Here is a 13,541-nt window from a genome sequence, read left to right on the forward strand (position 1 = left end):
ATTTGTAGTTAATAATGTTCAAATCCTATTTTTGAGATGAGTTCTTTGTATTATATCGATCGAACGGATACTCGCTTAGAAGACGTAATGTTTACGGAAGCCGTAGCTAGAGAAATCGAAGCGTTCTTAAAGGAATATAAGTATCGTGAAATCTTGACGAAGTACAACCTTCCCGTGAGTAATAAGATTCTGTTATACGGAAAGACAGGTTGTGGTAAAACAATGACCGCAAAAGCCATTGCGAAACAGCTAGACAAAAAGCTAATCATTGTGAATTTGGCAACTATTGTTTCGTCTAAACTAGGGGAAACAGCCAAAAACATCGAAAGCCTATTTAAGGAAATTCAATACGAGAGTGCGGTTTTGTTTTTTGATGAGTTTGACTCTTTAGGTCAAATTCGCGATTATGACAACAAGGATAATAGTGAGATGAAACGCGTCGTTAATGCAATCTTACAACTCATCGATAACTTTCCACAAAAATCTATCTTAATTGCAGCTACCAATCAGATTCAAATGATTGACGAAGCTTTGGTGCGTCGTTTTGAGTTGAAGTTAGAATATACGGCACCTGTCAAAGAGGCCTTGGATTTGTATTACGATAAAATGTTAGCGGTATATCCACCAGAATATGCGAAAGTAGAGCGATTGTATGATATTTCCTATGCAGAAGCCAAGACGCATATTTATCGCACGGTAAAGCATAACATTATTACCAGCCAACTGGCGTTAGAAAATTAGTAAAGAAATAAAAGAATAGAATATATGATGAAATGGGAAAAGTTACTGTCTTTAAAGAAGCACGGTGACACCTTTGTACGAAATCGCTTAGATGAAAGTCAGACGAGAATCGGTTTTGAAGTAGATTATGATCGCATTATTTTTTCTTCTCCTTTTCGCAGCTTGCAAGATAAAACACAAGTTATCCCTTTATCAAAAACGGACTTTGTTCACACAAGGTTAACCCATAGTTTAGAAGTTTCGGTTGTTGGTCGTTCCTTGGGACGAAATGTAGGAGAAAAACTTTTAAAGAAATATACCTATTTATCGGAAGAATACGGGTACACCGTCAATGATTTTGGTGCTATTGTTGCTGCAGCTTCTTTAGCACATGACATTGGAAATCCACCTTTTGGACATTCAGGAGAAAAGGCAATTGGCGATTTCTTTAGTCGAGGTAAAGGACAAGGATTTAAAGAGCAAGTAACAGATAAAGAATGGCAAGACCTGATTGATTTTGAAGGAAATGCTAACGGATTTTCGATTTTAACCAAATCGCGCCCGGGTATCGAAGGAGGATTGCGTATTTCTTATGCAACGCTTGGAGCGTTTATGAAATATCCGAAGGAGAGTTTGCCTAAAAAACCAACCCGTGATATCTCAGATAAAAAGTATGGCTTTTTTCAAGGAGATAAAGAAGCGTTTATTGATGTGGCTTCTGAATTAGGGATGATTATGAAAGACGATCGCGTAGAAACAGCCTTTCACCGTCATCCTTTGGCCTATTTGGTGGAAGCAGCCGATGATATCTGCTACACCATTACTGATTTTGAGGATGGAATTAACCTGGGTTGGATTCCAGAAGAACACGCCCTAGAGTTTCTCATCATGATTGTTCAAAATAGCATCAATACCCAAAAGTATTCCCAATTGAATTCCAAAGAAGATCGCGTGAGCTATTTACGTGCTTTAGCTATTGGAAGTTTAATTGACGATGTAACGCGTTTGTTTATTGAGAATGAAGAGAAGATTTTAGCTGGCGATTATCCTTTTGCCCTGACAGAAAAGTGTTCCTATATTGCACAAATGAAGGATATTTTGGCGGTGAGCATTAATAACGTGTACCAGAGCAAAGAAGTTATTGAAAAGGAAATCATTGGGTATCAAGTTATCGAAACGCTCTTAGAACGCTTTATAACGGCTACAAATAACCGTTATTATGGAGAAGATAATCACTATGATGGTTTAATACTTAAATTGCTGCCAGAACGTTATATTATTGAAAGTGATAGTTTATACGAGCGTTTAATGAGTATCTGTCATTTTGTATCCATGTTAACCGATGGTAAAGCATTAGAATTGTATCATACAATAAAAGTGACCAAATAAAAAAAGGGCTTTTGAAATTAATTTCAAAAGCCCTTTTTCATTATTTAAACAAATATGGAAATGCCTTATTTTTTAGTTGTTGGAATCCAAACGTGTGCATAGTTCATCATTCCGCCATCCCAAGCTTTCATTGCGTCTGGAGCAGCGATTGCTTTAGCTTCTTCTATTGTTGTACCGATGATATCACCTTTACTTGATGCAATTGAAGAACCTCCATTTTTTGTAGCAATAGCAAACGAAGCTTTTGTACCTGTTTGGTAGTCTCTAACATATAAAGTTAAGAATTGACCTGTTCTTCCTGCATAGTAACCCGCTGATTCCGTGATTTCGTAAATCATTTGTCCTTTAGTTTCGTCAGTAAATACTCTTTTTAAGTCAAGTTTACCACCTGCTGTGAAAGTACCTGTTCCAGAGAAATCAGCCATTAATAAAAAGGCGTTGTCATTCTCTCCGATATGGAATTCATATTGACCCATATCTTGTCCATCGATAACAATCATCGCACTTACATATTTTCCGTTTAATCCGTCAAATGAAGGTACACTTGGTGTTGTTTCTTTTGTATAGGTAGTGAAATTTGCTCCTACGTCAGTTGCTAAAGCAAATTCTGCCTCTGCTTTTGCTTTTGCATCAGCTTCACCAAACGTTAATCTTGCGATGTCTACTGTATTATCTGTGATGTTTTTCAATTGAGCCACATAGAAAGTACCTGCTTTTTCTCCTTCACCTTCCATCAAAATTTTATTTGTATTCGTATTGTGCTTCAATACTTTCATATCATATGAACCATTGAAGTTTACGGTTTCATTCGTGAAGTTATAGAAATAGGTGTGCCCTTGAGCAGAGAAAACGTATTTTCCTTGTACGGGTAGCTTGATTTCTTCTCCATTCATTTTAGTTAACTTCAACCAACCAAATTTGTTGTTTACGTGGTCTGGTGTTGAATTTCCTGCTGCTGGGTATGCAGCTTCTTTTGCCTCTAATTCCGATGGGAATGTGTAGTCGATATTAATGTCTAAAGACTCTCCTTCTTTGATGTTACGCAAGAAAAATGCTTTGTATTCACTTTCTGTTTCGTGTTTAGATACTACTTTTAATACACCTTCAGCATTTTCGTATATTTTGATGATGTTGTAAGTATCATCCTCTTGTCCGCTTCCTGCCATTAATGACATTTGCATTGAGATTGATTTCTTTTTAAACTCAAATGGAATTGGGTTTCCAGCATGTCCATAAGCATATGTTCCTTCAAAAGAAAGCTCTGTTCCTACTTCTTTTTGTCCTCCTTGCTCTGGTGGTGGATTTCTGATTACATCATCGTCGCTTGAACAGCTTGTTATAAGTAGTGCAAAAATTGCTAAAGCCGAAAAGAGTTTAGTTATTTTCATCATGTTTGGGTTATTAAGTTTCGTATTATAATTAATTTAGACCAAAAATAAATAAGAAAAATGAGATGTGCAATATTATTTTTATCTTTTCTAAATAAGAATGTTGTTTGTGAGGGTTAGTTGAGGGTTAGTTGAGGGTTAGTTGAGGGTTAGTTGAGGGTTAGTTGAGGGTTAGTTGAGGGTTAGTTGAGGGTTAGTTGAGGGTTAGTTGAGGTTAGTTGAGGGTTAGTTGAGGGTTAGTTGAGGGTTAGTTGAGGGTTAGTTGAGGGTTAGTTGAGGGTTAGTTGAGGGTTAGTTGAGGGTTAGTTGAGGGTTAGTTGAGGGTTAGTTGAGAGTTAGTTGAGAGTTAGTTGAGAGTTAGTTGAGAGTTAGTTGAGAGTTAGTTGAGAGTTAGTTGAGAGTTAGTTGAGAGTTAGTTGAGAGTTAGTTGAGGGTTGATAAGAAGCATTTAGTTTTGTCAGAAAAGCCAAAGGCAAAAAAGCAAAGAGCGAAAGCCAAAAGCCAAAAGCCAAAGAACAAAAAAAAAGGTATCACGACAAAGCGCAATACCTTTTTTATTTTGTAATCTTTTTATCTGTGTTTCAGATAAACTAGATTCTTAAGCTTCAAATGGTAAGATAGAAACGTAAGACTTGTTGTCTTTTTTCTTTTGGAATTTAACAACACCGTCAACTTTAGCATGTAAAGTATGGTCTTTTCCCATATAAACGTTTTCACCAGGATTATGCTTAGAACCTCTTTGTCTTACAAGGATGTTTCCAGCGATAGCTGCTTGACCACCGTAAATCTTAACACCTAAGCGTTTCGATTCTGATTCTCTACCGTTCTTCGAACTTCCGACACCTTTTTTGTGAGCCATGACGTTATAATTTTAAATTGTTAATTACTCAGCTGCTTCAGCTGTTTCTTTTTTAGTCGCTTTTTTCTTTGCTCCACCGAAGTTGATTCCTTCAATTACGATTTGAGTCAAAGCTTGTCTGTGACCGTTTTTCTTTTTGTAACCTTTTCTTCGTTTCTTTTTGAAAACGATTACTTTGTCACCTTTAAGGTGTTGTAAAACTTTAGCTTCTACAGAAGCACCTTCTATAACTGGGGCGCCTACAGTAATGTTGTTGTTGTCATCAACTAAAAGAACTTTATCAAAAGTGATAGTCGCTCCTTCTTCTGTTGCCAAACGGTGAACATAAACTTTAAGGTCTTTGCTAACTTTGAATTGTTGCCCAGCTATCTCTACGATTGCGTACATAACAATAAATTATTAAGGTTTATTTAAGTGTGCAAATGTACATATCTTTTTTAAATTGTCAAATGTTTTTTGGAGAATAATTTGGTTAACGGTTGATAGTTTACAGTTTACAGCTCATAATTCTCGATTTGTATTCGATTTTGACTATATGGCCACTTGACAATAAACGAACGAACAAGATAAGTCGGTTCAATCAACTAATCTTTGCAAAAAAAATTCCAAAAAGAAACTAACAAAGAACAAAAAATAACACTTCAACCTGTAACATTTCCAAAAATACGCGTCTCATATAGTCATAACTAAATTCAAAAACTACAAAATGAAAAGATCACTCTTGATTTTGGGCGCATTATTTTATGGAATGACAGCGTCGGCTCAAAAAGTGGAATTCGAAGAATACACGTTAGACAATGGGCTAAAAGTTGTTTTACATCAGGATAAATCAGCGCCTGTTGTTATTACCTCTGTGATGTATCACGTTGGGGCAAAAGATGAAAACCCGGAGCGTACGGGATTTGCTCACTTTTTTGAACATTTATTGTTTGAAGGAACAAAAAACATTGAGCGCGGAGAATGGTTTAAAATCGTAACAGCCAATGGAGGGCAAAACAACGCGAATACCTCTGATGATAGAACCTATTATTACGAAGTATTTCCATCCAATAATTTAGAATTAGGGTTGTGGATGGAATCTGAACGTTTGATGCATCCCATCATCAATCAGATTGGGGTAGATACCCAAAATGAGGTGGTAAAAGAAGAGAAGCGTTTGCGTATGGATAACCAACCCTATGGGCAATTACTTCCAGAAGTGAAAAAGAACTTATTTACAAAACACCCGTACCGTTGGGCACCTATTGGATCAATGGAGCACTTAGATGCTGCTACATTGGAGGAGTTCTTGGCTTTTAATAAGAAGTTTTATATTCCAAACAATGCTGTATTAGTTGTGGCTGGTGATTTTGAAACCGCACAAGCAAAAAACTGGATCAAACAGTATTTTGGAACGATTGCCAAAGGTACGCCAGTAACACGTACGGCAATTCAAGAAGATCCAATTACCAAAGAAATTAAAGCTGAATACCAAGATCCAAACGTTCAAATTCCAATGTTGGTGCAAGCGTATCGCACACCATCAATGAAAACACGTGATGCTCGCGTATTGGATATGATTTCGTCTATCTTATCGAATGGAAAAAGTTCGCGTCTGTACAAAAAAATCGTAGATGAGCAGAAAAAAGCCTTAGAAATTGGTGCGTTTAATTTAAGTCAAGAAGATTATGGCGCTTATTTAATCTATGGTTTACCAATGCAAGGGTATACAACACAAGATTTAGTAACCGAAATCGATAAAGAAATTGAAAAATTGCAAACGGAGTTAATTTCAGAACGCGATTTTCAAAAATTACAAAACGTATTAGAAAATGAGTATGTAAGTGGTAATTCTGATTTAGAAGGATTGGCTCATAACTTAGCTACGTATAGCTTATTGTATGGTGATACGAATTTAATCAATACAAATATTGAAATGTACCGAGCTATTACACGTGAGGAAATCCGCGAAGTGGCAAAGAAATATTTGAATAAAAATCAGCGATTGATTTTAGATTACACGCCAGAGAAAGAAGCGAATAACTAATGCGAAACAAGAAGAAGAGAAATGAAAAAAGTATATCTATATGCAGCTAGTTTAGTTTTTGCTTTAGCGGCTGCTCAATTACAAGCACAAGACAGAAAACAACCCGTTTCAGGACCTGTACCTACCGTTCACGTAGGACAGCCTACTTCATTTACCTTGAAGAATGGATTGAAAGTTTTGGTTGTTCCCAATCATAAATTACCTCAAGTATCATATATCTTAACAATTGATAATCCGTTGGTTGTGGAGGGAGATAAGGCTGGGGTTGCCTCTATTTTATCCCAAGTTTTAGGAAATCAAACGAAAAAAATGTCCAAAGAACAATTTAATGATGAAATTGACTTCTTAGGCGCAAATATTCGTTTTTTCTCTAGTGGAGCCTTTGCTAGTGGATTGTCTAAATACAATGAAACTATTTTGGGATTATTAGCGGATGGAGCCTTGAATTCAGTGATTACACAAGAAGAATTTGACAAGGCAAAAGCGCAAGTTATCGAGTCATTAAAAACAAGTGAAAAAAGTGTGTCAGCTGTTGCAAGTCGCGTAGAAGATGCGTTGTTGTATGGGAAACATACAGCAGCGGGAGAGTTTGAAACAGAAGTAACCGTAAGCAATGTAACTTTAGCTGACGTACAAGCTTATTATACCAAGTATTTTACACCCAATAGCGCGTATCTAGTAGTAGTAGGAGATGTAGACTACAAAAAAACAGAAAAAGCGGTTAAGTCGTTGTTTAACAATTGGAAAAAATCACCTGTAGCTTTTGAAGAAATAGAAACTAATAAAAACGTAGCAACGACGCAAATTGACTTTGTTAATATGCCAAATGCGGTACAGTCTGAGATTGCCTTAGTGAATGAGGTGAACTTAAAAATGACAGATGAGGATTATTTTGCTGCTTTATTGGCCAATCAAATCTTAGGTGGTGGTGGTGAAGGACGTTTGTTCTTAAATTTACGTGAAGCACACGGATGGACGTATGGTGCGTATTCTTCAATCAGTACGGCTCGCAAATACCCAGGTAAATTCAGAGCAAGCGCTTCTGTTCGCAACGTAGTAACAGATAGTGCAGTAACAGAATTCATCAAAGAAATTGATTTAATGCGTACAACGCTAGTCAAAGACGAGGAGTTGAAAATGGCAAAAGCAAAATACATTGGAAACTTTGTGATGCAAATTCAAAAACCAGAAACTGTTGCGCGTTATGCCTTAAATAAAGAATTGCATAAATTACCTGCAGATTTCTACGAAAATTATATCAAACGCATTAATGCGGTAACGCCAGCAGATATCCAAAAAGCAGCGCAAAAGTATTTCTTAAATGATCAAATGCGCATTGTGATTGTTGGAAAAGGAGCCGATGTTGTAACAGGATTAGAAGGGCTGAATAAACCTATGTTCTTCTATGATAAAGAAGCAAATGCGGTAGAAAAACCAGTATTCAAGAAAGAAGTTCCTGCAGGAGTAACGGTGCAAACAGTTTTAGCCGACTATATCCAAGCTATTGGTGGTGAAGCAAAAGTGAAAGCGGTGAAATCGCTATTCATCACAAGTGAAGCGGAAGTACAAGGTATGAAATTGGAGATGGTGAATAAAATAAAAGACGGATTCTTATCCTCTGAGCAAAAGATGATGGGAGCGGTGATGTCAAAACAAGTGATTACACCTAAAACAGGTTATGCTGTTGTACAAGGACAAAAAACAGAACTTGCTGGAGAAGAATTGAAAGATGCACAAGCAGAAGCAACACCGTTTGGTGAGTTAAAAGCGAATCCATCGGCGGTATTAACAGGAATTGAAGCAATCAATGGAGTTGATGCATACGGAGTGAAAGTGGGAAACACCACAAGCTATTACGATACTACAACAGGATTGAAAGTTGCTGTAGTGCAAGAGGTCGAGCAAATGGGGCAAAAAATGCAACAAGTAGTTAACTATTCGGATTACAAAGAAGTAAAAGGAATTAAATTTCCGTTTCTTCAATCGATGAATGTTGGAATTGAAATCGAAATGAAAATCAAGGAAGTAAAAGTTAACGAAGGAGTATCGGATGCAGATTTTAAATAATCTTGTTTAAAATTAATTATAATTCTTTTGTGAAAGTCGCTATTCAATTTGAATAGCGATTTTTTTTTAGTTAACGGTTAACGGTTAACAGTTTATCATCTACTATCTACTGTCCACTGTAAACCGTCAACTGTCCACCGTTTAGATTGATTATCAAAACAAAAAGAATGAATTAGAGCAAAAAGGCGGGTATTTTTTTGTATTTTTGTTTTACTAAAACATTGTATTAATCAAAGTAGAAACAGCGAACAAAATGAAAATAGTAAAACTAGGATTAGTGGCCTTGATAGGAGGAGTTTTTTTAGTGGGATGTAAAGGAGAAACTAAAAAAGAAGTAGAGGCAGTGGAACAAGTAGAAACAGCAGCTACAGAGACGAATGAAGTAGCAGGAAACATGGAACAAGCTACTTTTCAAATTGAAGGAATGACTTGTGCGTTAGGATGTGCAAAGATGATAGAAGGAAAGTTAAGTGGTTTGAAAGGAGTAAAAGAAGCGATGGTTGATTTTGACAGCAAAACGGCAACAGTTGTTTTTGATGACGCCAAACAAAATAGTGAATCGTTGACACAAACGGTTCAGAAGATTGCCAATGGCGCCTATACAGTAGAAAATTTAGAAGTAAAAGCACTTTAATTGTGTGATAGAAAAAAAAAGCTTTCGATTATCGAAAGCTTTTTTTTATTTTTTAGTTTGTTCCCAACGCAGTGATTCTAGCATTTTTCGCATATCCTGTTGGATGTAATGACTAGCGGGAAGGATGGAATCAAAGTTTGGTTTGGCATAAAAATACAGCGAGGCAACTACGAAGTTTTTGACGCTATCTGTGGCGTAAAACTGTACATTGGTTGCTGCATTACCACCGACGTGATAAAACATACCATACACGCGATTTTCTTCGTTAAGATAGGGCTGTTCGATAATTTCATCCGCTTTAATAAAGTGTTCATACGTTAACTTTTGCGCATCTTTGAGTAAGGCGTCTAAATTGTTGTCAACTGTTTTGTAGTTCATGAAAATGGTAGCTTTCATTTGCGGATAATGCACCTCGAAAGCGGTCGATTTAATCTCCTTTACACGCGCATTTTTGTTTAAATCAAACGTAAAGTGATGGTATGAATTCTCGTAGCGTTGATATTCTTGCTGGGGATATTCTAATGTTAAATACGCAGGTGGTCTTGGTGTAGTTTCTTTTTTGCAAGATCCTAGTGTAAGTAATAGGCCTAAAAAGGCGACGCCATAGTAGGCTAATGTTTTTTGAAACATAAATTTGATGTACTTATCCGATTAAAAAGGTAAATTATCGTTGTTGTTTTCTCCGGGAATTGTGAAGTTGTCTATGGCCTTTTTGCGTTCAATTTCTTCAGGGGTCGTTGTTTTTCCAGCCTCTTTTTTGGTGTCTAAAAATAGAAATTCCGTAACAATAATCTCTACAATTTGCTTTTGTATTCCCTCTTCTGTGGTCCATTGTCGGGTTCTGATTCTGCCTTCTACATAGATGCGATCTCCTTTCGTGAGGTGTTTTTCACAAATTTCAGCCTGCTTATTGCGTACCACAATATTGTGCCATTCTGTTGAAGTAATACGTTCATTGGTGGACTTATTAATGTAAACTTCGTTCGTTGCTAAGGAAAAACGCCCAATGCAATTGCCATTTTCGAAATAGTGTATTTTTACATTTTCGCCTAGGTGACCAATAAGGGTAACTTTGTTCAAGGTGCCATTCATAAGTGAAAAAATTATACCGTTAAGGATTGAATAAAGTTATGAATTACAATCGGAAAACCAAATTTATTTAATTCAGACCAAGGAATTGGGGTTCCGTGAATGCCCTTGGTCTTAATCAACCAAAAGTGAAGATGTAACTTTTGATGGGAAAGTTGGTGTATGATGCGCTCGGATGTTAGCTGTTCAATATGCGTTATCTCTTTAGCAATGGACTGTTGTGCAAGATAATCCTCAATCTTGACAGGAGTGTCCTCAAATCGATCTAGGACTGGAAATTGGTAGAGGTTTTGCCAAATGTCTTTTTGGGTACGTTGCTCCAATAGTGTATTTCCTTTGTCATCCAGGTAGATAACAAAGTCCATATATCGGTTCTTAACCTTTGTTTTACTTAGCTTTACAGGGAGTTTATCCACTTGATTTGTTTGGTAAGCGACACAGGTCGTTATAAAAGGGCAAGGGGTGCAATCTGTTCCTTTGGGGGTACATTGGAGGGCGCCAAAATCCATGATGGCTTGGTTAAAAATAGCGGGCTGTTTGGTACAAATTAGACCAGCAGCAATCTGTTGAAATTCTTTTTTTGTTCTTTGCGTAGATATATCAGATGTAATTCCGTAAATTCGTGCGAGAACTCGGAAAACGTTTCCATCAACAACAGGAATGACTTCATCATAGGCAATAGAGGCAATTGCAGCGGCGGTGTATTCACCTACCCCTTTGAGTGAGAGTAAGTCTTTATAGGTTGTTGGAAATTGTCCCTGAAGTTCATAGGCTACTTTTTTAGCGGTTGCGTGTAAATTACGCGCTCGGCTATAGTATCCTAACCCTTGCCAAAGTAATAAAACATCATCTTCTTGGGCATTTGCTAGATCAAAAACAGTAGGATACGTCCGTTTAAAGGCCTCAAAATAGGGCAGTCCTTGCGCTACTCGCGTCTGTTGAAGAATAATTTCTGATAGCCAAATGGAATACGGATCTTTTGTTTCACGCCAAGGTAAAAAACGTTTATTGTCTAAATACCAAGCTATTAGTTTGTTAGAGAAAATCATGATTAAAATGTGTGAGGGGCAAAAATAAACGATATATAATTAAATTTTAATCGATTAAGATTGAATTATTGGATTATAAATTAATATATTTGCACACTCTAAAAAAAAACGGACAACAACAAATATAATTAATATCTAAAATGACTAAAGCGGACATTGTAGCTAAAATTTCAGAGAAATTAGGGCTTGAGAAAGGTGACGTTCAAGCGACAGTAGAATCTTTTATGGATGAAGTAAAAGCGTCGTTAGAAACAGGTGAAAATGTGTATTTAAGAGGTTTTGGAAGTTTTATCATCAAAACAAGAGCTGAGAAAACTGGAAGAAACATTTCAAAAAACACAACGATTAGAATTCCAGCTCACAACATTCCTGCATTTAAACCAGCTAAAGTGTTTGTAGAAGGTGTAAAATCAAACACAGAAGTAAAAGTAAAATAATTTATTAATCTCTAAATTACACACATTATGCCAAGTGGTAAAAAAAGAAAAAGACATAAGGTAGCAACGCATAAGCGTAAAAAAAGAGCGAGAGCTAACCGTCACAAAAAGAAAAAGTAGTTTAATACTACTTTTTTCTTTTCTAAGAAATTTGACGTACGCACATTGATAGCTATCTTATCAAGTTAAAGAAGGAATAAACAAGTGTACGCTTGTTTTTAAAATAATGTTTAATCCATCTATACAAACTCATTTTGTTTTAACGGATGTTTCAACCATCCTAAAAACAGTGTAATGAATGAGTATGGATAAAAATGTACAGTGTGAATAAAGAGCTAATTATTAGGTCGAATTCTGATACAGTAGATTTTGCCTTATTAAAAGATGGAAAACTAATTGAACTACACAGAGAGCGTGAAGCAGATGAAGGTAAAGGTTTTCAAGTAGGTGATATTTTTATTGCCAAAATTAGAAAACCCGTTCCTGGATTAAACGCTGCGTTTGTACACGTTGGTTTTGAAAAAGATGCATTTTTGCACTATCACGACCTGGGGCCAAACTTAAAAACGCTGCTGAAGTTCACTAAACTTGTAAGTGGAGGTAAATTAAAAGATTACGCCTTAGAAAACTTTGTTTTTGAGGAAGAAATAGATAAAGATGGTGCTATTACGGATGTCTTAAGTGCCAATCAGTCTTTGCTAGTTCAAATAGTAAAAGAGCCTATTTCAACCAAAGGACCGCGTATTAGTTCGGAATTGTCTATTGCAGGTCGCTATGTCGTACTTGTGCCTTTTTCCAATCGCATCTCAATTTCACAAAAAATTGAGTCTAAAGAGGAGAAAGATCGACTAAAAAAATTAGTACAATCCATCAAACCCAAAGGTTTTGGTGTAATCGTACGCACAGTTGCCGAAGGCATGAAAGTAAGCGAGATCGATAAAGATTTGCGCAACTTGATGTCGAAGTGGAACAATATGTGCAAAAAGTTAACAACCGCACATCATCCTTCAAAGGTATTGGGTGAAGTAAATAAAGCTTCCTCCATATTACGCGATGTATTTAATGATACCTTTACTGGAATCATTACTGATGATGAGGATTTGTATTATCAAACCAAGGACTATCTACAAGAAATCGCCCCTGCAAAGGCGTCGATTGTGAAACATTACCAATCGAGAGAAGTTCCTATCTTTGAGAAATACAGCATTGAACGCCAAATTAAAACCTCTTTTGGTAAAACGGTTTCTATGAGCAAAGGTGCTTATTTGATTATAGAACATACAGAGGCGTTGCATGTTATTGATGTGAATAGCGGAAATCGTTCAAACAAAGCACAATCACAAGAAGATACGGCCCTTGAAGTTAATTTAATTGCGGCGGCAGAAATTGCCCGTCAGTTGAGATTACGTGATATGGGCGGGATTATTGTGGTCGATTTTATTGATATGGGGAACCCAGAGAATAGAAAGACCTTGTATGACTTCTTGAAAGAAGAAATGAGCGATGATAAAGCCAAACACAAAATTTTACCACCGAGTAAATTTGGGTTGATTCAGATTACTAGACAACGTGTGAGACCTGAGGTTTCTATCGAAACTAGAGAAGAAGATCCCAATGAACACGGAGAGATAGAAGCACCAATCTTGGTTATTGACAAGATTAGAGCTCGAATCGAAAATATTATTGCAAGAGATCCATCTTGTAAAATAATCTTGAATACACACCCTTTTGTGGCTGCCTATCTAACGAAAGGATTGCCTTCTTTACGAGTGAAGTGGTGGATGGAGTTCAAGAAATGGATCAAAATTGTACCGCGTGACGCTTACACGTATTTAGAATACCATTTCTTTGATGAGAAAGGAAAGGAAATATCAGAATAACGA

The 13,541-nt window shown here is 36.6% G+C and carries 13 protein-coding genes; 7 read left to right on the forward strand and 6 right to left on the reverse strand.

The window, feature by feature from the left end; genetic code table 11:
- Positions 1–36: 36 nt before the first annotated feature.
- Together ACLJX0_RS03615 and dgt are read left to right on the forward strand one after the other, a co-directional pair.
- The gene (locus ACLJX0_RS03615) at positions 37–741 is read left to right on the forward strand and encodes an AAA family ATPase (protein ID WP_410878522.1); all 705 of its coding nucleotides are present in this window, start codon (positions 37–39) and stop codon (positions 739–741) included.
- Between the two features lie 24 nt (positions 742–765).
- A complete protein-coding gene (gene dgt, locus ACLJX0_RS03620; RefSeq protein ID WP_410878524.1) occupies positions 766–2,109 on the forward strand; it encodes a dGTP triphosphohydrolase in 1,344 nt (447 codons plus the stop codon).
- Between the two features lie 65 nt (positions 2,110–2,174).
- On the opposite strand, the gene ACLJX0_RS03625 is transcribed toward dgt, so the two are convergent.
- The 3 genes from ACLJX0_RS03625 to rplU form a co-directional block, all read right to left on the reverse strand.
- Complete coding sequence (locus ACLJX0_RS03625) at positions 2,175–3,500, reverse strand: hypothetical protein (protein ID WP_410878526.1); 1,326 nt, start codon at positions 3,498–3,500, stop codon at positions 2,175–2,177.
- A 595-nt stretch (positions 3,501–4,095) separates the two neighbouring features.
- The gene (gene rpmA, locus ACLJX0_RS03630) at positions 4,096–4,356 is read right to left on the reverse strand and encodes a 50S ribosomal protein L27 (RefSeq protein ID WP_002989789.1); all 261 of its coding nucleotides are present in this window, start codon (positions 4,354–4,356) and stop codon (positions 4,096–4,098) included.
- A gap of 24 nt (positions 4,357–4,380) precedes the next feature.
- Positions 4,381–4,743 carry a 50S ribosomal protein L21 gene (gene rplU / locus ACLJX0_RS03635; RefSeq protein WP_002989791.1) on the reverse strand — a complete coding sequence of 121 codons (363 nt, stop codon included), beginning with the start codon at positions 4,741–4,743 and terminating at the stop codon, positions 4,381–4,383.
- A gap of 319 nt (positions 4,744–5,062) precedes the next feature.
- On the opposite strand from rplU, the gene ACLJX0_RS03640 reads away from it, so the two are divergent.
- The 3 genes from ACLJX0_RS03640 (at position 5,063) to ACLJX0_RS03650 (ending at position 9,083) form a co-directional block, all read left to right on the forward strand.
- Positions 5,063–6,382, forward strand: coding sequence for a M16 family metallopeptidase (locus tag ACLJX0_RS03640; RefSeq protein ID WP_410878529.1), 1,320 nt, complete (start codon positions 5,063–5,065; stop codon positions 6,380–6,382).
- Between the two features lie 21 nt (positions 6,383–6,403).
- Entirely contained in the window at positions 6,404–8,449 is a 2,046-nt protein-coding gene (locus ACLJX0_RS03645; RefSeq protein ID WP_410878531.1) for a M16 family metallopeptidase, read from the forward strand.
- A 253-nt stretch (positions 8,450–8,702) separates the two neighbouring features.
- Positions 8,703–9,083: a heavy-metal-associated domain-containing protein gene (locus ACLJX0_RS03650; RefSeq protein ID WP_410878533.1), complete on the forward strand. Its 381-nt coding sequence runs from the start codon at positions 8,703–8,705 to the stop codon at positions 9,081–9,083.
- Between the two features lie 45 nt (positions 9,084–9,128).
- Here ACLJX0_RS03650 and gldD read toward each other — a convergent pair whose 3' ends face one another.
- Genes gldD through mutY form a run of 3 tightly spaced genes read right to left on the reverse strand, consistent with a single transcriptional unit; the run spans position 9,129 to position 11,221 of the window.
- Positions 9,129–9,713, reverse strand: coding sequence for a gliding motility lipoprotein GldD (gene gldD / locus ACLJX0_RS03655; protein ID WP_410878535.1), 585 nt, complete (start codon positions 9,711–9,713; stop codon positions 9,129–9,131).
- Between the two features lie 21 nt (positions 9,714–9,734).
- Positions 9,735–10,175, reverse strand: a complete 441-nt coding sequence (locus ACLJX0_RS03660; protein ID WP_410878537.1) for a single-stranded DNA-binding protein — start codon at positions 10,173–10,175, stop codon at positions 9,735–9,737.
- 11 nt (positions 10,176–10,186) lie between these two features.
- Complete coding sequence (mutY, locus tag ACLJX0_RS03665; protein ID WP_410878539.1) at positions 10,187–11,221, reverse strand: A/G-specific adenine glycosylase; 1,035 nt, start codon at positions 11,219–11,221, stop codon at positions 10,187–10,189.
- A 140-nt stretch (positions 11,222–11,361) separates the two neighbouring features.
- Here mutY and ACLJX0_RS03670 point away from each other — a divergent pair, with 140 nt between their 5' ends.
- Positions 11,362–11,658 carry an HU family DNA-binding protein gene (locus ACLJX0_RS03670; RefSeq protein WP_002989807.1) on the forward strand — a complete coding sequence of 99 codons (297 nt, stop codon included), beginning with the start codon at positions 11,362–11,364 and terminating at the stop codon, positions 11,656–11,658.
- A 323-nt stretch (positions 11,659–11,981) separates the two neighbouring features.
- Positions 11,982–13,538 carry an Rne/Rng family ribonuclease gene (locus ACLJX0_RS03675; protein ID WP_410878541.1) on the forward strand — a complete coding sequence of 519 codons (1,557 nt, stop codon included), beginning with the start codon at positions 11,982–11,984 and terminating at the stop codon, positions 13,536–13,538.
- Positions 13,539–13,541: the final 3 nt, after the last annotated feature.

It is taken from the genome of Myroides sp. DW712 (genome assembly GCF_046557355.1).
Lineage (GTDB): Bacteria > Bacteroidota > Bacteroidia > Flavobacteriales > Flavobacteriaceae > Flavobacterium.

Excerpts from the sequence above, each read along its gene's own strand:
- ACLJX0_RS03660 (WP_410878537.1), bottom strand. The coding sequence starts at position 10,175 with ATGAATGGCACCTTGAACAAAGTTACCCTTATTGGTCACCTAGGCGAA.
- ACLJX0_RS03640 (WP_410878529.1), top strand. The coding sequence starts at position 5,063 with ATGAAAAGATCACTCTTGATTTTGGGCGCATTATTTTATGGAATGACA.
- dgt (WP_410878524.1), top strand. The coding sequence starts at position 766 with ATGATGAAATGGGAAAAGTTACTGTCTTTAAAGAAGCACGGTGACACC.
- rpmA (WP_002989789.1), bottom strand. The coding sequence starts at position 4,356 with ATGGCTCACAAAAAAGGTGTCGGAAGTTCGAAGAACGGTAGAGAATCA.
- mutY (WP_410878539.1), bottom strand. The coding sequence starts at position 11,221 with ATGATTTTCTCTAACAAACTAATAGCTTGGTATTTAGACAATAAACGT.
- ACLJX0_RS03650 (WP_410878533.1), top strand. The coding sequence starts at position 8,703 with ATGAAAATAGTAAAACTAGGATTAGTGGCCTTGATAGGAGGAGTTTTT.
- ACLJX0_RS03615 (WP_410878522.1), top strand. The coding sequence starts at position 37 with ATGAGTTCTTTGTATTATATCGATCGAACGGATACTCGCTTAGAAGAC.
- ACLJX0_RS03625 (WP_410878526.1), bottom strand. The coding sequence starts at position 3,500 with ATGATGAAAATAACTAAACTCTTTTCGGCTTTAGCAATTTTTGCACTA.
- rplU (WP_002989791.1), bottom strand. The coding sequence starts at position 4,743 with ATGTACGCAATCGTAGAGATAGCTGGGCAACAATTCAAAGTTAGCAAA.
- ACLJX0_RS03670 (WP_002989807.1), top strand. The coding sequence starts at position 11,362 with ATGACTAAAGCGGACATTGTAGCTAAAATTTCAGAGAAATTAGGGCTT.
- gldD (WP_410878535.1), bottom strand. The coding sequence starts at position 9,713 with ATGTTTCAAAAAACATTAGCCTACTATGGCGTCGCCTTTTTAGGCCTA.
- ACLJX0_RS03645 (WP_410878531.1), top strand. The coding sequence starts at position 6,404 with ATGAAAAAAGTATATCTATATGCAGCTAGTTTAGTTTTTGCTTTAGCG.